Origin of the sequence: Devosia sp. (assembly GCF_028290625.1) — a bacterium.
GTDB lineage: Bacteria > Pseudomonadota > Alphaproteobacteria > Rhizobiales > Devosiaceae > Devosia.
On the sequence record NZ_JAQGJM010000020.1, the window covers coordinates 90296 to 107292 of the forward strand.

At 63.7% G+C, this 16997-nt stretch carries 17 protein-coding genes; 7 read left to right on the forward strand and 10 right to left on the reverse strand.

Features of this window, described 5'->3' with window-relative positions:
- The first annotated feature begins 3 nt into the window (after positions 1–3).
- The gene (locus JWR51_RS10875) at positions 4–984 is read left to right on the forward strand and encodes an aldo/keto reductase (RefSeq protein ID WP_299747271.1); all 981 of its coding nucleotides are present in this window, start codon (positions 4–6) and stop codon (positions 982–984) included.
- 72 nt (positions 985–1056) lie between these two features.
- On the opposite strand, the gene JWR51_RS10880 is transcribed toward JWR51_RS10875, so the two are convergent.
- Both JWR51_RS10880 and JWR51_RS10885 read right to left on the reverse strand, forming a co-directional pair.
- Complete coding sequence (locus tag JWR51_RS10880; protein ID WP_299747273.1) at positions 1057–1524, reverse strand: GNAT family N-acetyltransferase; 468 nt, start codon at positions 1522–1524, stop codon at positions 1057–1059.
- A gap of 70 nt (positions 1525–1594) precedes the next feature.
- Positions 1595–1984 (reverse strand): helix-turn-helix domain-containing protein, encoded by a 390-nt coding sequence (locus tag JWR51_RS10885; protein WP_299747275.1) that lies wholly within the window; start codon positions 1982–1984, stop codon positions 1595–1597.
- Between the two features lie 120 nt (positions 1985–2104).
- Here JWR51_RS10885 and JWR51_RS10890 point away from each other — a divergent pair, with 120 nt between their 5' ends.
- Positions 2105–3286 (forward strand): MFS transporter, encoded by a 1182-nt coding sequence (locus JWR51_RS10890; RefSeq protein ID WP_299747277.1) that lies wholly within the window; start codon positions 2105–2107, stop codon positions 3284–3286.
- Here the strand turns inward: JWR51_RS10890 and JWR51_RS10895 are convergent.
- Both JWR51_RS10895 and JWR51_RS10900 read right to left on the reverse strand, forming a co-directional pair.
- On the reverse strand, positions 3283–4815 hold the full coding sequence (locus JWR51_RS10895; RefSeq protein ID WP_299747279.1) for a permease: 1533 nt from the start codon (positions 4813–4815) through the stop codon (positions 3283–3285). The genes JWR51_RS10890 and JWR51_RS10895 overlap by 4 nt on opposite strands.
- The gene (locus tag JWR51_RS10900) at positions 4812–5567 is read right to left on the reverse strand and encodes an ABC transporter ATP-binding protein (protein ID WP_299747280.1); all 756 of its coding nucleotides are present in this window, start codon (positions 5565–5567) and stop codon (positions 4812–4814) included. Before JWR51_RS10900 ends, JWR51_RS10895 begins: the two co-directional genes overlap by 4 nt.
- Positions 5568–5740: 173 nt before the next feature.
- Here JWR51_RS10900 and JWR51_RS10905 point away from each other — a divergent pair, with 173 nt between their 5' ends.
- Positions 5741–6748 carry a hypothetical protein gene (locus JWR51_RS10905; RefSeq protein ID WP_299747282.1) on the forward strand — a complete coding sequence of 336 codons (1008 nt, stop codon included), beginning with the start codon at positions 5741–5743 and terminating at the stop codon, positions 6746–6748.
- Between the two features lie 4 nt (positions 6749–6752).
- Here the strand turns inward: JWR51_RS10905 and cfa are convergent, their stop codons facing one another.
- The gene (gene cfa / locus JWR51_RS10910) at positions 6753–7865 is read right to left on the reverse strand and encodes a cyclopropane fatty acyl phospholipid synthase (RefSeq protein ID WP_299747284.1); all 1113 of its coding nucleotides are present in this window, start codon (positions 7863–7865) and stop codon (positions 6753–6755) included.
- Positions 7866–8094: 229 nt separating this feature from the next.
- On the opposite strand from cfa, the gene JWR51_RS10915 reads away from it, so the two are divergent.
- Positions 8095–8358 carry a hypothetical protein gene (locus tag JWR51_RS10915; RefSeq protein ID WP_299747286.1) on the forward strand — a complete coding sequence of 88 codons (264 nt, stop codon included), beginning with the start codon at positions 8095–8097 and terminating at the stop codon, positions 8356–8358.
- 111 nt (positions 8359–8469) lie between these two features.
- Here JWR51_RS10915 and JWR51_RS10920 read toward each other — a convergent pair whose 3' ends face one another.
- Positions 8470–8643 (reverse strand): hypothetical protein, encoded by a 174-nt coding sequence (locus JWR51_RS10920; protein ID WP_299747287.1) that lies wholly within the window; start codon positions 8641–8643, stop codon positions 8470–8472.
- Between the two features lie 228 nt (positions 8644–8871).
- On the opposite strand from JWR51_RS10920, the gene JWR51_RS10925 reads away from it, so the two are divergent.
- Entirely contained in the window at positions 8872–9321 is a 450-nt protein-coding gene (locus JWR51_RS10925; RefSeq protein ID WP_299747289.1) for an Rrf2 family transcriptional regulator, read from the forward strand.
- A gap of 160 nt (positions 9322–9481) precedes the next feature.
- On the opposite strand, the gene JWR51_RS10930 is transcribed toward JWR51_RS10925, so the two are convergent.
- Positions 9482–11464: a bifunctional 2',3'-cyclic-nucleotide 2'-phosphodiesterase/3'-nucleotidase gene (locus JWR51_RS10930; protein ID WP_299747291.1), complete on the reverse strand. Its 1983-nt coding sequence runs from the start codon at positions 11462–11464 to the stop codon at positions 9482–9484.
- 234 nt (positions 11465–11698) lie between these two features.
- Here JWR51_RS10930 and JWR51_RS10935 point away from each other — a divergent pair, with 234 nt between their 5' ends.
- Positions 11699–12631 (forward strand): neutral zinc metallopeptidase, encoded by a 933-nt coding sequence (locus tag JWR51_RS10935; protein ID WP_299747293.1) that lies wholly within the window; start codon positions 11699–11701, stop codon positions 12629–12631.
- Positions 12632–12767: 136 nt separating this feature from the next.
- Here JWR51_RS10935 and carA read toward each other — a convergent pair whose 3' ends face one another.
- Entirely contained in the window at positions 12768–13967 is a 1200-nt protein-coding gene (gene carA / locus JWR51_RS10940) for a glutamine-hydrolyzing carbamoyl-phosphate synthase small subunit (RefSeq protein ID WP_299747295.1), read from the reverse strand.
- Between the two features lie 136 nt (positions 13968–14103).
- On the opposite strand from carA, the gene JWR51_RS10945 reads away from it, so the two are divergent.
- Positions 14104–14556: a GatB/YqeY domain-containing protein gene (locus tag JWR51_RS10945; RefSeq protein ID WP_299747297.1), complete on the forward strand. Its 453-nt coding sequence runs from the start codon at positions 14104–14106 to the stop codon at positions 14554–14556.
- Here JWR51_RS10945 and JWR51_RS10950 read toward each other — a convergent pair.
- Both JWR51_RS10950 and JWR51_RS10955 read right to left on the reverse strand, forming a co-directional pair.
- Complete coding sequence (locus JWR51_RS10950; protein ID WP_299747299.1) at positions 14553–15716, reverse strand: MFS transporter; 1164 nt, start codon at positions 15714–15716, stop codon at positions 14553–14555. The genes JWR51_RS10945 and JWR51_RS10950 overlap by 4 nt on opposite strands.
- An 11-nt stretch (positions 15717–15727) precedes the next feature.
- The gene (locus JWR51_RS10955; RefSeq protein ID WP_299747455.1) at positions 15728–16921 is read right to left on the reverse strand and encodes an MFS transporter; all 1194 of its coding nucleotides are present in this window, start codon (positions 16919–16921) and stop codon (positions 15728–15730) included.
- Positions 16922–16997: the final 76 nt, after the last annotated feature.

Sequence of the window (16997 nt, forward strand, 5' to 3'; positions counted from 1 at the left end):
ACCATGGACTATCGCCGCCTTGGAACGACCGGGCTGGAAGTGTCGCGCATTTGCCTGGGCTGCATGAGTTATGGCGACGCTACGCGGGGCAATCACGAGTGGACGCTGGACGAGGAGACCAGCCGGCCATTCATCAAGCAGGCACTGGAGGCGGGGATCAATTTCTTCGACACCGCCAACGTCTATTCGGAGGGCACCAGCGAGGAAATCGTTGGGCGGGCGCTCAAGGATTTCGCCAAGCGCGACGAGGTGGTCATCGCCACCAAGGTGCATGGACGGATGCGGCCGGGGCCGAACGGGGCAGGGCTATCGCGCCGTGCGATCATGGCCGAGATCGACAATAGCCTGCGCCGGCTCGGCACCGATTATGTGGACTTGTACCAGATTCACCGTTGGGATCCGGCGGTGCCGATCGAGGAAACCCTGGAGGCGCTGCATGATGTGGTTAAGGCGGGCAAGGCCCGCTATATCGGCGCGTCCTCGATGTTCGCCTGGCAATTCGCCAAGGCGCTGTATCTGCAAAAGGCCAATGGTTGGGCGCGGTTCGTCACCATGCAGGACCATCTCAACCTGATGTATCGCGAAGAGGAGCGCGAAATGCTGCCGTTGTGCCGGGCCGAGGGCGTGGGGGTTATCCCGTGGAGCCCGCTGGCGCGTGGCAAGCTGACGCGAGACTGGGATGAAGCCAGCAAGCGCAGCGGCACAGATAACATGATCACGCGCATGTATACCGAGACCGAGGCGGCCGACCGCAAGGTGGTGGAGGCCGTGGCGCAGGTGGCGCAAAAGCTGGGCGTGCCGCGGGCGCAGGTGGCGCTGGCCTGGCTGCTGCAGAAGGATGGGGTGACGGCGCCGATCGTGGGCGCGACCAAGCCGCAGCATTTGACGGACGCGGTGGCGGCGCTTGGGGTGAGGTTGAAGGCCGAGGATGTGGCGGCGCTGGAAGCGTCTTATGTACCGCATGAGGTTGCGGGGCATAGCTGAGGGGTAGTTCCACCAACTCTGTGTTACCCTGGCCTGCGCCGGGGTGACACAGAGTACGCGGAAGCGTTGGGGTCAAAGCTTGAGCTTGAAGCCCTCGTGCGACTGCTCGAAGCCGAGTTTGCGGTAGAAGCGGTGGGCGTCGAGGCGGATCTTGTTGGAGGTGAGTTGCAGCAGGCCGCAACCCGCATCGCGACAGCGCTCGATGGCCCATTGCACCATGACGGTGCCAAGGCCGGAGCCGCGCTGGTCTGAGCGGACATGGACGTTTTCCAGCACGCCGCGCTTCATGCCGAACGCCGGCAGGCCGGGCAGGAAACTGATCTGTAGCGTCCCGACAACCTCGCCGTTGCACTCGGCGACAATCAAGCGGTGCGCCGGATCGGCCTCGATGGCGGCAAAGGCCGCCAGAGTGCGCGGATCGGTGAAGGTGGCGGGATCGAGCGGCGGCGTATCGGGGCCGCGCGCGTCGCCCGCATGGCTCAGCGTCAGCATGATTGGGATGTCGGCGGCGTTGGCGTCGCGGAAGGTCAGGTCGGGCATGGCGGGAATCCGAAGGAGGAGACTGCGCCCGTTCTAGCGGCGAACTGGCCGCCAGAACAGCCCGGCCGTCTCAGGAGTGCCTGGCCAGATCGGCGGCGCTGGCGGTGTCGCGATCGAGCAGCGTGCCGCCCTCGCGCAGGAAGAACGGCAGGTCGCGGCAGGTGGCGATAATGGAATCGAGGAAGCCGGGAAAGCGCGCGTCGAGATCGTCGCGGCGCAGGGTCACCAGCCGCCTTGTGCCTTCGGGGCGCACATGCACGACGCCGGCCTCGCGCAGCTTGGCAAGGTGATAGCTCAGCGAAGTCTTGGAGCCGAGATCGAGAAATTGCCCACAGGTCATGGCGTTTTCCTCGTTGCGGGCGAGGTAGCCGATGATGGCGAGGCGCGTCTCATCGCCCAACGCGGTCAGCACATTGGCAAAGGCGATCTGCTCGATATCGGGATGCGGAAGATAGGTCATGACCATCACATAGCGCATCGCTGCCTTGCTTTCAATGTTCAAAGACTTTTGAACTTCACCTTGACAGGGCCGAGCCCGAGGTCCAATTGTTCAATGAATTTTGAACAAAGAGGTTTCCTCATGGATATCCGTCTGATCTGGCTGGCGGTCGGCACCTTCGCCATTGGCGTCGAGAGCTTCGCTATTTCGAGCCTCTTGCCGCAAATCGCGGATTCCACTGGCGTGACGTTGACGCAGGCGGGCTATCTGGTGATCGCCTTCGCGCTGGCCAATGCGTTCGGCGCGCCGGTGCTGGCGGCGCTGACCGGGACGGCCGACCGGCGGCGGACGCTGACGCTGGCGGCGCTGGTGTTTTCGGTTGGCGCGCTTTGGGCCAGCCTCTCGCATGGCTATTTCGACCTGATGGCGGCGCGCGTGCTGATGGCGTTTTCGGCGGGCCTCTATACCGCGACGGCACAGGCCACCGGAGTCGCCATTTCGTCGGTTGATCACCGGGCGCGGGCGATTTCGGTCATCGTCGGCGGGACCACGATGGCGGTCGCATTCGGCGCGCCACTGGGGGCGCTTATCGGCGGATTGGTGGGCTGGCGCGGTGCTTATGTGATGGTGGCAGCGTTCGGGGTGATTGCGGCTGGTTCGATCTGGCTGCTGTTGCCGGCTGGGCTGCGCGGCGCACATTTGCCCTTGCGGCAGCGTATCGCGGCTATCGGCATTCCGGGTGTTCCAGTGGCGCTGCTGACGACGTGGCTCTACATGACGGGCGGCTTTACGGTCATTATCTACATCGCGGCGCTGACCACCAAGTCAATTGGGCTGCCGGCGGCTTTGGTGCCGGCGGTGCTATTATCCTTCGGTATCGGCGCGGCAATCGGCAATGTGGCGGGCGGGCAATTGTCGGACCGGCTCGGGTCGCGCCAGACGATTATCGGGGCGATTGTGCTGTCGGCGGCGCTGATGTTCGGAATTTCCGGCGTGGCGCATCTGCCGGTGGCGATGGTTGGGCCGGTATTCTTCGCGCTGATCTTCGTCTGGGGCTTTGTGGCCTGGGCGTTCCTGCCGCCGCAGTCGAGCCATCTGCTCGGCCTGTCGCCCACCAATGCGCCGCTGGTGTTGTCGCTGAACGCGTCGGCGCTGTATCTGGGCATTGCGGCCGGCTCGTTCGTCGGCGGGCTGGTGTTGCAGAATGCCAGCGTCAATGATCTGGGTTGGATCGGGGGCCTGTTCCCGGTGGCTGCACTGGTGCTGACCGTGGTGGCGGCGCCGGGCCGCGAGCGTCTCACTGGCGAAATGCGCCTCGGCTAACCTCTGCGCGGCGCCAGAAGCCGCGCCAGTCCGACCACGCCGAGCGCCAGGATAGCGCAGCCCACGGCGAGCCACGACCCCGCCGCCCAGACGGCGCCGGTGCCTGCCCACAGGATCGAGGCGAAAGCCTCGGTCAGGGTGGCAGCGCGGGAGGCCACCTGGCGGCGGCGGAACATCGAGCGTTTCGCCGGGACGCGGAACCAGAGCTGGATCGCGGTGGCGGAACTGGCCGAGATCGCGGCGCAGGCCGCCGTCACCAGCGCCATCTGGGGGGAAGAGAGCGCCAACATAAGTAGCAACGGCGCCAGCACAAAAGCGATGATGACCAGCACGGCCTCGATCTTGGCGGTGAGCACGGCGCGGGGCGCGACCGGGGAAGTCGCCACCAGATCGTGCGCGTCTTCGCCCGAAATGGCGAGCCAGGCCAACCCGCCCGCCAATTGCCCTGCGGCCATGACCAGCACCGGCACCACCACCACGTAGGCGCCGGCGCGGTCGCCGTAATTGATCCACAGCATCAGGGCCGGCGGCAGCAGGTAGAGCATCTGCATCAGCGTTTGCGACAGCAGCCAGGGGTCGCGTTGCAGCAGCCGCCACTCCTTGGCGCGCAACACCGCGCGTTGCGAGCGGGTGCGGAAGGGCTGGGCAGCCGGCTTGCGCTGGTTGCGGATGTGCGACAGGCCGGTGGCTGAAATGGCGTGGCGGCCATAGCTGGAGGCGGTCGCGGCTATAGTCAGGGCCAATGCGCCAAAGCCCAGCAGGGCGACAATGGCGAGGGCAGTAACGTCTCCCATACCGGCGCGGGCCGGGAGCCAGAGCGGATTATCGACGCCGGGAGAGGCAGCGATAACCGCCTCGGACTCGAACAGCGAAAACCGTGAAAAGCTGCCGTAATAGAGAATGGCGGCGGCCTGGATGCCGATGACGAAGCCGGCGCCCACCAGTGCGGCGACGATCTGGGCAATCAGGCGCGTGCGCTTGGGGCCGACAGTGCGGAACAGGGTGATGGTGATGGCCACCGCAATGGCTGCGGAGAGCGCGCCGAGCGCCGCAAGCGTGCCATAGGCGGCCAGCCATTTGGGGCCGTCGAGCAGGACCAGCATGTCGATCAGCGGGCTGGCGAGCAGGCAGGACAGCACCACGGTCGAGAGCGCCACGGCCGATGTGCGCACGGCAAACAGGCGGCGCGAGGAGGCGGGGGAGGACAGGATCAGGTCCAAGTCCGAGCGAGCGTAGTAGACGCGCGTCACCGATTCCAGTGCCTGGCTCAGCATCACCGACCAGAACAGCAGGCCGCCGCCGGTGAGCAGCACCAGGGTCGGTTTGTCAGGCATGATGCCCTGAGCCACCCAGGGGGCCAGGATCGTGTAGGCTATCAGGTGCAGCAGCGCATAGATCACGCCGAGCACCACGGCCAGCACGATGCCACGGGTGCGGCGGCCACCGGTCATCATGGCGACGCCCTCGCGCCAGGCGAGGTTGATTTCGTGGCGGGCGAACCAGCTCAGTGAGGCGGGCGCTGCGTTCATGCGGCGGCGGGCTCCGCATTGTCCTGCGCCACCAGATCGAGGAAGATTTCCTCGAGGCTGGTCTGGCCGCGGCCGATGCGCGAGCGCAGTTCCGTCAGCGTGCCCTCGGCGATGAGGCGGCCATGGGTGATGACGCCGATGCGCTCGGCCATGCGTTCGGCGACTTCGAGAATGTGGGTGGTCATGATGACCGTGACACCATCGCGCACCTTGCCGAGCAACACGTCCTTGACCTGCCGAGCCGAGCCGGCGTCGAGCCCGGTCAGCGGCTCGTCGAGGATGATCAATTTGGGATCGTGCACCAGCGCACCAGCCAGCGCGACCTTCTGCAACATGCCCTTGGAAAAGCTGCCGCACAGCTCATTGGCGTGCGGGCCGAGGCCGAGCCAGCCGATCAGTTCGTGGGCTTTGGCCTGCGCGGTCCGGGCATCGATCTGCCAGAGGCCGGCGACGAATTCCAGATATTCCAGCGGCGTCAGGCGGTCATACACCATGGGTTCGTCCGAGACCCAGGCGGTGACGCGCTTGGCGGCGAGCGGGTCGCGCCGGGCGTCGATGCCAAAAATCGAGATGGCGCCCTCGTCGGGCTGCAGCAGGCCCGCGACCATGCGCAGGATGGTGGTCTTGCCGGCACCATTGGGGCCGAGCAGGGCATAGAATTCGCCGGCCCGAACTTCGAGAGCGAGATCGTTGACCACCTTGCGGTCGAAGGTTTTCGACAGGCCCGAAACGGACAGGGCTGGGACGGTCATGGTGCGGCTCCGCGAGTATCGGCCGCCAGACTAAGCCCCAGCCGTTTAAGGGCGATGAATCTGCACCATCAAGATTGGCGTGATCGGCTCCCGGTCAAATAGTTGAGATGCGTTAACGAATTTTAGGGACGATTCGGGCAATCTGCTTACACAAAGTTAAGGACCGTTCGGAAATGGCCAGCGCCCAAATCACCGCAACGCAGCAAGCCCGGCAGTCGGGCACGTTTGCCGGGTTGAAGATGCTCAACGACGCGCTGGCGAAAGCCAAGTTTGCGCAGCAATCCCAAAGCGGCGGCGTGAAGTACGTAGACAACATCATGAAGGTGCCGAAGTACAAGACGCTGATTACCTATGAGACTGAAGCGATCATGACGGAGGTGCCCGTTTACGAGGGACGCCAAGCCGCCAAAAGCGTCGCCGACGGCACCAGGTTGCTGTCGAGCTTTCGGGAAGCTGGTCAAGCTGGGATCGACATAGGCGCCACCTTCCAGGTTCGGGTCGGCAGCGGTGCTTCGACGTCGATTTCGTTCGGCACCGGCCGGACCATTAGCGTCACCTCTGGATCGTCGACCACCAAATATACCTATGGGGGGGCCGAGGGCGAATTTGCCAGCACCCTGACCAAGATTTTGGATGGCCTGCCCGGGCTACAGGCCAAGATGGACGGCGGCCAGTTGAAATTGGAAACCGAGAAGTCGGAGTCCCTGACGCTTACCGACTCGCTTTTGAGCCCCCTGGGAGCACTCGGCTTGACGGCCGGAACCTTCGAGCTCAACGGCACCGGCCTCGAACAGGTCCAGATCGGCACCAGAATGGCCCAGACCGGCACCAAGCAGGTGGAGGTGTCGCGCGCCTATCAGCGTAATGGCGATCGCGAGATCATCACCGGTACGCATGCGGTCCAAGAAAAGGTCGACGAAAAAGACGCCGCGCTGACATCGGCGAGTCGCAAGGCAATCCTTACGGCCGCCCTTGCACTGGACAACGCCATTGGGCCCGCCGAGATTTCCAAGGGCGTTGCAAATCCGTACGACCAAATACGCGGCCAGATAGGCATGGCGCAGCTCAAGACCGCCACGACCAGAGGCGATCTCGGGTATAGCGCGGCGCAGGTGGCGATGATGGTCCAGGCATATGCCAAGCAAATGGCGGCGGCGTCCGGCACCAACAAGCTCGGCTGAAGGCCTACCGCTGGGTCACATAGCCCTCGGGCACGCCCTTGGGCGAAAGCACGAACTGCCAGACCTGTAGGGCCCGTGAACGGAAGCCGCCGGCGCAGCACAGCAGGTAATACTGCCACATGCGGTAGAAGCGTTCGCCCTGGGCGTCGCGGTTCTTTGGCCATTTGGCGGCAAAGTTCTCCGACCAGGCCATCAGCGTCTTGTCGTAGTGCGGGCCGATATTGTGCACGTCCACGGTGGCGAAGAGGCCATCGATGGCGGTGCCGATCTGGGCCATGGAGGGGATGACGCCGCCCGGGAAGATGTACTTCTCCAGCCATGGATCGATGGTGCTGGTGGTGTGGGCCGAGCCCACCGTGTGCATCATGAACAGGCCGTCGTCGGAAATGGCGCGGCGGGCGGCCTCGAAATAGGCACGGTAGTTTTTGTAGCCGACATGCTCGAACATGCCCATCGAGACCACGTGGTCCACCTTGCCGGCGAATTCGCGGTAGTCCTTGACCTGGAATTCGACCTTCATGTCCTTGTAGCGCTCGCGGCCATAGGCGGCCTGGTCGGGCGAGACGGTGACGCCGACGCAATCGGCGCCGTATTTTTCGGCGGCAAAGCCCATGAAGGCGCCCCAGCCGCAGCCAATGTCCCAGACCTTCTGCCCCGGCTTGACGCCGATCTTGCGGCAGACCATGTCGAGCTTGGCTTCCTGTGCCTGGTTGACGTTGAGCACGCCCTCCGGCCAGTAGCCGCAGGAGCCGGTCATGCGATCATCCAGCGAGGCACGATAGGCATCGGTCTCGTTGTAATGCATGGCGGCGACGCGGCGCGAACGGGTGATGGTCTGCATGTTGAACAGCCGCGCCTGCACGGTCTGCCAGATCAGGTTCATCGACGGCTTGAAGTTCTTGTCGACGGTCTTGGTGATGACGCGGTTGAAGAACTCGGCGACGTCGGCGCAATCCCACCAGCCATCCATGTAGGCCTCGCCCATGCCCAGCGTGCCCTCGGCGAGAAAGCGGTTCCACAATCGCTCGTCGTGAACCTGCATGTCCCACGGATCGGGGCCGTTGACGACAACACCCGCGTCGGCGAGCAGGGCGACGATAGTAGATTTCTGGGTCATGGGGAGCGCAATCCTGAAGCTGGTCGCGAGTCGCACTATGGTGACAGATGGGCACCAGAGCAATTTTGCGACGGTATTTCAAGGGTTCAGGAATGACCAAGTGCCGCGCCAGGAACGCGTCGCCGGGGGTGGGACACGAGCGAACGGGCTCGAAAAATTCCTTGCAGGCCGCTGTAACCTTTCCCAAGGGCGCTGCGTATAGGATGGCATAAGCAATGGGGACTTGCTCATGGCCATCAGCAGCGACTATCCGCGTCCGATTACCGTCAACGGCTTCCTGTGCCGCAACTGTGACGACGTCTCGGACGCCAAGAAGTTCATCGATCCATCGAAGCCGAACGCCAGCACGGGGGCGGTCGAGGCCAGCGACAACGATCCGCAGCGGGCGGTGAAATTTGGGGGGACGCTGTCGTTCCTCAATACCATATCCCCGGCAACTCCCTCGCCGAGCCCGGCCTCCGATATTGGCCAGCGCTACGACAAGGTCGCCTGAGCCTGGACCAGATATGGAAAAGCCCGGCTACCGATGTGGCAGCTGGGCTTTTCCTGTCGCGGCAGGATCAAGCGGATCGCCGATCACAGCGCTCCGCCCAGGGGGAGGGGTTTAGATCCTGCCGATCGACCGGAAGGCTTCGGGGTCGATGCCGAGGGTCCTGAGATGCCGGGAGTGGGGCACCCGACCCGACTGGACGGCCGATGCAGCGGCAACAGCGCTGCCAAAAACATCGACGACAGAACCAAGACGGGCAAACAACGATTTGTTGTGGTGGGTGTTCATTTTCCAAGCTCTCCAAGGATCCGGCCAGATCGCCGTCGCCTTCATGTTCCAATAGATGGGGCAGGGCGGCGCGCTTTGTAGGGCTGTGACGGCAAGCCAGCCATGCCGCTGCTGCACACGACCCGGTGTAGGGGTGGCAGAACGAATTGCTCTTGTGCAGTGAGTTGCTAGAATTTATTGACTGAGGGGCGCTAAAATGTGCGCTGCGCAATCAATCCGGATAGTGACATGCTGACGAAAAAGGGCAAATACGGGCTCAAGGCTTTGGCCTACCTCGCCGACGTTCCCGAGGGGCGGCTGGCTTTCGTCAACGACGTGGCGGTGGCGCAGAACATTCCCAAGAAGTTCCTCGATGCGATCCTGGGCGAATTGCGCAATGCCGGTTTCGTGCATAGCCGCAAGGGCAAGGCCGGCGGCTACTGCCTGGCGCGGCCGGCGGACGAGATCAAGATTGGGCATGTGGTGCGGGTGCTGGACGGGCCGCTGGCGCCGATCCCCTGCGCGAGCAAGACGCGCTACCAGCCGTGTAGCGATTGCGATGTCGCCACGTGTCAAATCCGGCATTTGATGCTGGACGTGCGCAACGCCATTGCCGAGGTGCTGGACAATACGAGCCTGACGCAGATGAAGGCATTCGGTGACCCGGACGAGCTGCTGGTGGCGCAGGCGAGCGCTTAGGCGAAGAACCCCTCACCCTGCTTACTCCGCTGAACGCGTCGCAAGCGACCCCTCTCCCACAAGGGGAGAGGGGTGACGACTGAGAGCTATCGGCTCAATCCCTTCTCCCCTCGTGGGAGAAGGTGCCCAAAGGGCGGATGAGGGGGCCTTGGCCCGTTTCTTACAAATCGATCCGATACACGCCGAACCCGGCCTCGCTGGTCTCGCCGGTGGCTTCGATCTTGACCGCCGTCACATCCGCCAGATGCTCCGCGGCCTTTGGCCCGGTTTCGAACAGCACCGTGGTGTCCCCAATGGGAGCCAGCGACCAGTTGCTGTCGGCCTTGGGGTTGATCGTACCCTCTTCGATGATGAAGCGGATCAGCAGGTCGCGGTTGGTATCGGGGCCTTTGAACACGATCTTGTCGGCCCCGGTGCCGGGGAAATTGCCGCCGCCGCCGGCACGGTAGTTGTTGGTGGCAACGACGAACTTGGCCGTCGGATCGATCGGCTTGCCATCGAACATCAGGTCGATGATGCGATTGGCGTCGGCATTGGCGACGTTCTTGCCATCGGTGGCGTATTTCGAAGGCTGGGTGAGGTCGATCTTGTAGGTGACGCCGTCGATGACGTCGAAATTATAGGATGGGAAATCGAGGTTGATCAACGGCGCGTCCTTGGCGCCCTTCTCGACCTGGTTGAAGATGCCGGCCGAGCGTTCCAGCCAGTCCTTGACCTCGGCGCCGGTGATGGCGACCGCCATGATGGTGTTGGGATAGAGGTAGAGATCGGCAACGTTCTTGATGGCGACGGGGCCGACCGGCACGTCGGTATAGTAGTCGGGGCCGCCACGGCCGCCGGCCTTGAAGGGGGCGGCGGCGGAGAGCAGCGGCAGGGTTTCCCACTCGGTGCCTTTGAGCATCTGGGCCAGGTACCAGGTCTGCGCCTGCGAGACGACCTGCACCGACGGATCGTCGGCGACCAGGGCGAAATAGGAGTGCAGCGGCGCCGAGGTTTCGCCGACCGGGCGGCGGACATATTCCAGCGTTTCGTCATGCTCGGTCTGGGCGGCTTCGATGATCTTTGGCTCGTCCTTGACCAGTGCCGACACCTTGCCGTCGACGCGCTCGAAGATCGGGCGGGCTTCTGAGGTGTGCGAGACGATGCTCCATTTGCCGGCAGCGTCCTGCTCCAGCAGCAGGTCGATCAGGCCCATATGGCTGCCCCAGAAACCAGCCATGACGGCGGGTTTGCCGGCCAGCGTGCCCTTTTCTGTGTCGGCGCCCTCGAGGCCCTCGAAATCCTTGGAATTGGGGAACACCAGATGCTGGTGGCCGGTGAGGATCACGTCGATGCCCTCGACGGCGGCAAGCTGCAGCGAGGCGTTTTCGGCGCCCGGGCCACCATCGGCAGCGATGCCCGAATGGGACAGGGCGATGATCAGTTCGGCGCCCTCGGCCTTCATCTTGGGAATATAGGCCTTGGCGGTCTCGACGATGTCGCGGGTATTGACCTTGCCTGCGAGATTGCCGGCGTCCCAGGTCATGATCTGGGGTGGCACGAAGCCGATCAGACCGATCTTGATGGTCTTGGTGGCGCCGGCCCCGTCGGTCAGTTCCTTGTCGATGATCATGTAGGGGTCGAGATAGGTGTCGTCGGCCAGAATGTCGGCGCCGAGCGTGTCGCCCTTGACCAGATTGGCGGAGACGAAGGGGAAGGTAGCGCCCCCGAGGGCGGAATCCAGATAGTCGAGGCCGTAGTTGAACTCGTGGTTGCCGACGGTGGCGGCCTCGTAGCCCAGCGTGTTCATCGCCGCGATCATGGGGTGGACGTTGTCTTCCAGGCCCTTTTCGTAGGCGACGTAATCGCCCATCGGATTGCCCTGGATGATGTCGCCATTGTCGATCAGCATGGAATTGCCGGCCTCGGCGCGGATGGCGTCGATGATCGAGGCGGTGCGGGCCAGGCCCATCGTGTCATTGGGGGCGTCGGCGAAATAATCGTAGGCGAAGACCGCGACGTGCAGATCCGTGGTTTCCATGATGCGCAGATGGACTTGATTGGCCTGGGCGCTGGCGGCGAAGGGGTGCAGGGCAGCCATGGCGCCGACACTGACGGAGCCGGCCAGGAAGGCGCGGCGAGAAATAGTGGGATCAAATTTCATCACGGTTCTCCGGAACGATCCAAGGTTTGGATGGAGCAGGGAACGATAACCGGCAGCGCCGGTTGTGTTCCGCACTGAATAGAAAGCCTCCTCTTGCCGACCTCAAATGACGCTGCCATGACGCCGACCTGGCCAGTGTTAGGGAAGTTGGACCAGGCGGTCAAATTTTCACATTTGCTGGCGGCCGGCGGCTGTGCGAAACGTTAACGGCAGGGGCCGGAGGAGAACACGACCATGAAGTGGCAAGGGCGCGAGCGCAGCTCCAATATCGAAGATCGTCGCGGCCAGACCGGTGGAGGCCTGGGTGGCCTGGGTGGCGGCAGTAATCCGTTCGGGCGCGGTGGCGGCGGCATGCGCCTGCCGACAGGCCGTTCGGGTGGCGGCATCGGCGGGGTGATCGGCATCGTCGTGGTGCTCGGCCTGATCTGGGCGCTGACCGGGCAGAACCCGATCGATATTTTGACCGGTGGCAGTGGCACCAGTTCCACCGCGACCTCGTCGCCCGCCCGGCCATTGCCGCAGGCCGGCCAGGATGAGTTGGCCGACTTCGTCGGCGTGGTGATCAAGGAAACCGAAGACCTGTGGACCGCCCAGTTCAAGGCTGCTGGCGAGGTCTATACGCCCCCCAAGGTCGTGCTGTTCACCGATAGCGTCAACACTGCCTGTGGCGCGGCGGATTCCAGCACCGGTCCGTTCTACTGCCCGAACGACAAGAAGGTTTATATCGACCTGGCCTTCTACGATCAGTTGCGCAGCCAATTCGGCGCGCCGGGCGATTTTGCCCAGGCCTATGTGCTGGCCCACGAGGTCGGCCACGCCGTGCAGGACCAAACGGGCGTATTGCCCAAGTTCAATCAGCTTCGCCAATCGATGAGCACTGAAGAATCCAACGCCTACTCGGTGCGCATCGAGTTGCAGGCCGATTGCTACGCTGGCATCTGGGCCAATTATGCGGGCCAGGAAAACCTGGTGGAGCAGGGCGATTTCGAGGAGGCGCTAAACGCCGCCGACCAGATCGGCGACGATACGCTGCAGAAGAAGATGCAGGGTTTTGCCGTGCCCAAGACCTTCAATCACGGCACCTCGGCCCAGCGCCAGACCTGGTTCGCGCGTGGGTATAAGAGCGGCGACGTGAACCAGTGCGATACGTTCTCGGGCAATGTGTAGGTAGCCAGAAGCCAAACCTTGCTTCCTTCCCGCGGACTTGATCCGCGGGCCACTCTCAACACTACACAAGCGGCGAGAGGCCCGCGGATCAAGTCCGCGGGAAGAAAGGGAGTGTGACTTGAGGCCTCAGAGGGCCTTAAGCCTTGACGAATTCCGGCTGCTGCTCGGCGCCGTTTTGGGCGCGGACGTGGTTCATGAACCGCGTGAACAGGTAATGGCTGTCGCGCGGGCCGGGGCTGGCTTCCGGGTGATATTGCACCGAGAAGATCGGCTTGCCGTCGACGCTGAGCCCCGCATTGGAGCCGTCGAACAGCGAGATATGGGTTTCGGTGACGCCGGCGGGCAGGCTGGTCTTGTCGACCGCGAAACCGTGGTTCATCGAGGTGATCTCGACCTTGCCGGTAGTCAGGTCCTTGACCGGATGATTGGCGCCGTGATGGCCCTGGTGCATCTTCGAGGTGGTGCCGCCCAGCGCCAGGCCGAGAAGCTGATGGCCCAGGCAAATGCCGAATACGGGCTTGCCGGTTTCCATCAGTGCCTTGATGGTCGGGACGGCATATTTGCCGGTCGCCGCCGGATCGCCGGGGCCGTTGGATAGGAAGATGCCGTCGGGCTTGTGCGACAGCACATCGGCGGCCGTGGCGGTGGCGGGGACAACGGTCACGCGGGCGCCCTGATCGGCCAGGCAGCGCAGGATATTGCGCTTGGCGCCGTAGTCGATGGCAACGATGTGGAATTGCGGATTGTCGAGCCGGCCATAGCCTTCGCCCCATTTCCAGCCGGTCTGGTCCCAGTGATAGGTCTGGGCGGTGGTGACTTCCTTGGCGAGGTCGAGGCCCTCAAGGCCCGGGAAGGCGTTGAGTTCGGCCATGATCGACTTTTCGTCGAAATAGCCGTCTTCGCCATGGGCGATGACGCCATTGGGCATGCCATGCTCGCGAATCTGCGCCGTCAGCGCGCGGGTGTCGATGCCGGTGATGCCAACGATGTTGCGCTTCTTGAGCCAGGCGTCGAGCTTTTCGGCGGCGCGGTAATTGGACGGGTTGGTGATATCGGCCTTAAGCACGACGCCACGGACGCCGCTGAGGGCCGCCATGTTGACCGTCTCGATGTCCTCGTCATTGGTGCCCACATTGCCGATATGGGGGAAGGTGAAGGTGACGATCTGGCCCGCATAGGATGGGTCGGTCAGGATTTCCTGGTAACCCGTCATGGCCGTGTTGAAGCACACTTCGCCGGCCGCGTGGCCCACGGCGCCAATGCCGCGGCCTTCGAGGCGCGTGCCATCGGCCAGGATCAAAAGGGCGGTCGCGGGGGATTGCTGCCAACCGGTCACGGTGAGCCTCCAGGAGTGTGGACTATGTCGATTGAGGCTTCCTCTTAGAAGCCCGATCCGCCCAGCGCAAGTGGCGCGGACCGCTTATTGTGCCTATATGGGGCCGACAAACGCAAAGCCAAGAGGATGAAAACCCATGCGCGACGAGATCAGCGAAAGCCTCAAGATTGCCCTCAAGGCGCGCGATCAGCGCCGCACGTCGACACTGCGGCTGATCAATTCGGCGATCCAGGACAAGGACATCGCCATTCGCCAGGAGGCGCGCGGCCCGGCGACCAATGAGGAAATCCTCGTCATCCTGCAGAAGATGGTCAAGCAGCGCGAGGAGAGCTTCGCGATCTACGCGCAGGCCGGCCGGGCTGATCTGGCGACGGTGGAAAAGGAAGAGATCGATATCCTCAACGAGTTCCTGCCCAAGGGGTTGAGCGATGCGGAAGTCGATGCCGCAATCGCCGCAGCGATTGCCAGCACCGGCGCCGAGGGCCCCAAGGACATGGGCAAGGTGATCGGCCAGCTCAAGGCTGCTTATCCGGGCCGCATCGATTTCGGCAAGGCCAGCGCCAAGGTGAAGGCCGCACTGGCGGGCTAAGCGATAGCCAGGGTGCGCCGTTCCGATAGCCAGCTCGCGGCGGTAATCAGCGCTGCGATGGCGCTGCTGGCGACCCCGATGAGCGGTATGGTGGCATAGCTCGTGCCAGTATTCAGCAGTACGGCCCCGAGCAAGGCGCCGGCCGCGATACCGATATTGTAAGCGGTGGACACAAAGGTAGACGCCAGGTTCGGTGCGGCTCGAGCGGCTGTAAAGATGCGAACTTGCGTTGGCGTGCTGAACGCCAGCGTGGCGGCCGCGGAAGCGAACAGGCTGATGCCCATGGCGATAGGATGTTGCGCCGAAACCATCAGCGCGAAGTAGCAAGCCACCTGCGCGAGCAAAATGCCGAGCAGCGATTCGAGTGGTCTCCAGTCGGCCAGGCGCCCACCGATGAAGATGCCGACGACCGAACCGACGCCGCCGAGCAACAGAAACAGCGGCACGTAGCCAGGCTCGATACGGGTTACCTCGATCAGCAATGGAACCTGGAAGGTGCCGAAGCTGACCGACCCGACCATGACAACTGCGATGATCAGGTAAGAAGTCCAGACCGCCGGATGGCGCAACTGCGCGGCCTGTAAATGGAGCGGGGCTTCGCGCTCGGCCTGCCCCTTGATGCCGGGCAGGGCGAGGGCGATTGCCAGAACTGCGAGCAAAGCCATTGCGGCGATGCAGACGAAGCTGACGCGCCAGCCGAAAGTGTTGCCGATCGCCGTCCCGGCCGGCACGCCAAGGATATTGGCCACGGTAATGCCGCCCACGAAGAGCGACAGAGCGCTGCCGCGTCGGTTTTCCGGCACAAGCCGCGATACGGTGACGCTGCCGATACCGAAGAACACGCCGTGCCCACAGGCGGAAACCAGCCGTGCGCCCATCAGCAGGGCATAATCCGGCGCAATCGCGCACAACACCTGCCCCAAAGCGAACACGATGCCGAGAACCAGCAGCACAGGCTTGGCCGGAAAGCGGGCAGTCAGCAGCGCCAGGATCGGTCCTCCCACCGCGACTCCGGCGGCGTAGCCGGTCACCAAAAGGCCGGCTGTGGGAATGCTGACCGAAAGATCCCCGGAAATTGCTGGCAGAATGCCCGACACGATGAACTCGGTGGTGCCGATTGCGAAGGCCATGAGCGCGAGGGCATAGACGGCAATGGGCATGGTGAGCCGATCTAGCTTGTTGCTGCGGAATTGGCGGGCAGGGGCCGCATGGCGCCGCTACGCTGCTCCCATTGATAGGAGATGAGTGCCACCACGGTCGCCACGATCAGCGCCACGGCGCCAACCAGCGGCAAGCTGCGGTAACCATAGCCGCTATTGAGCATTGTGGAGCCGATGAACGCGGCCATGGCGATGCCGATGTTGAAGCCCGAGGGGATCAGCGACGAGGCCAGGCTCGGCGCGTCGGCGGTCCAGCTCAGGATGCGCGTCTGCACCGGCGTGCCGATGGCGAAATTGAGCGCACCCCAGAGGAAAACCGCAAAAACCATGGGCCAGGGATAGGGGCTGACCAGATGCAGCACGACCAGCGTCACCGCCTGCAGCGCCAGCATGACGATCAGCGACGGCATCAATTTCCAGTCCGATAGCCGTCCACCGATGAACACACCGACAGTGGAGCCCACGCCGTTGAGCAGCAGGATCCAGGGGATCACGCTGGGATCGAGTCCGGTCACGTCCTGCAGCATGGGGGCAATATAGGTGAAGGGTACGAACTGGCCGATCATCAGCATCAGCATGACGATCAGCGAGGTCCAGACTTGCTGGCGGCCGAGGACGCCCACTTCGCGGGCCAAAGGCGAACGCGGCGCCGCCGCGCCCTTGGTGCGTGGCACCCAGAGCACGATGGCAAGGCTCGCCAGCAGCCCGAGCAGGCTCATGGCCCAGAACGTGGCGCGCCAGCCCCAGATATTGCCGATCGCCGCGCCCATGGGCACGCCGATGACATTGGAAACGGTCAGCCCCGATAGAATCAGCGCTACCGCGAATCCGCGGCGTTCGGGTGGGACCAAGCCGACGGCCACCACCATCGCGATGCCGAAGAAGGTGCCGTGGACCACGGCAATGAGAACCCGCAGCAGCAGCATGGCCGAAAAGCCCGGCGCCAGCGCGCAGGCGACCTGGCCCACGGTGAACACGGCGATCAGGCCCAGCAGCAAGGTCCGGCGTTGCAGGTTGGTGGTGGCGAAGGTGAGCAGGGGGCCGCCCAGCGCGATGCCGATGGCATAGCCCGAGACCAGATAGCCGGCGACTGGAATGCTGACGCCGAGACCGGTCGCGACTTGGGGCAGTACGCCCGCAATGACGAATTCGGTGGTGCCGAAGGCAAAGGCGGCAACGAACAGGGCGATCAGCGGCAGGGACAGCATGGGCAGGCCTCGATTGAAGCCGCCTCAAACCACAGCCCGCTGCGCCGGGCAATGGAGATAATGGAAAGCGCGA

What these genes read in the sequence shown, in the direction of transcription:
- JWR51_RS10875 (WP_299747271.1), top strand. Translation starts at nt 4, where the DNA reads ATGGACTATCGCCGCCTTGGAACGACCGGGCTGGAAGTGTCGCGCATT.
- JWR51_RS10880 (WP_299747273.1), bottom strand. Translation starts at nt 1,524, where the DNA reads ATGCCCGACCTGACCTTCCGCGACGCCAACGCCGCCGACATCCCAATC.
- JWR51_RS10885 (WP_299747275.1), bottom strand. Translation starts at nt 1,984, where the DNA reads ATGACCTATCTTCCGCATCCCGATATCGAGCAGATCGCCTTTGCCAAT.
- JWR51_RS10890 (WP_299747277.1), top strand. Translation starts at nt 2,105, where the DNA reads ATGGATATCCGTCTGATCTGGCTGGCGGTCGGCACCTTCGCCATTGGC.
- JWR51_RS10895 (WP_299747279.1), bottom strand. Translation starts at nt 4,815, where the DNA reads ATGAACGCAGCGCCCGCCTCACTGAGCTGGTTCGCCCGCCACGAAATC.
- JWR51_RS10900 (WP_299747280.1), bottom strand. Translation starts at nt 5,567, where the DNA reads ATGACCGTCCCAGCCCTGTCCGTTTCGGGCCTGTCGAAAACCTTCGAC.
- JWR51_RS10905 (WP_299747282.1), top strand. Translation starts at nt 5,741, where the DNA reads ATGGCCAGCGCCCAAATCACCGCAACGCAGCAAGCCCGGCAGTCGGGC.
- cfa (WP_299747284.1), bottom strand. Translation starts at nt 7,865, where the DNA reads ATGACCCAGAAATCTACTATCGTCGCCCTGCTCGCCGACGCGGGTGTT.
- JWR51_RS10915 (WP_299747286.1), top strand. Translation starts at nt 8,095, where the DNA reads ATGGCCATCAGCAGCGACTATCCGCGTCCGATTACCGTCAACGGCTTC.
- JWR51_RS10920 (WP_299747287.1), bottom strand. Translation starts at nt 8,643, where the DNA reads ATGAACACCCACCACAACAAATCGTTGTTTGCCCGTCTTGGTTCTGTC.
- JWR51_RS10925 (WP_299747289.1), top strand. Translation starts at nt 8,872, where the DNA reads ATGCTGACGAAAAAGGGCAAATACGGGCTCAAGGCTTTGGCCTACCTC.
- JWR51_RS10930 (WP_299747291.1), bottom strand. Translation starts at nt 11,464, where the DNA reads ATGAAATTTGATCCCACTATTTCTCGCCGCGCCTTCCTGGCCGGCTCC.
- JWR51_RS10935 (WP_299747293.1), top strand. Translation starts at nt 11,699, where the DNA reads ATGAAGTGGCAAGGGCGCGAGCGCAGCTCCAATATCGAAGATCGTCGC.
- JWR51_RS10945 (WP_299747297.1), top strand. Translation starts at nt 14,104, where the DNA reads ATGCGCGACGAGATCAGCGAAAGCCTCAAGATTGCCCTCAAGGCGCGC.
- JWR51_RS10950 (WP_299747299.1), bottom strand. Translation starts at nt 15,716, where the DNA reads ATGCCCATTGCCGTCTATGCCCTCGCGCTCATGGCCTTCGCAATCGGC.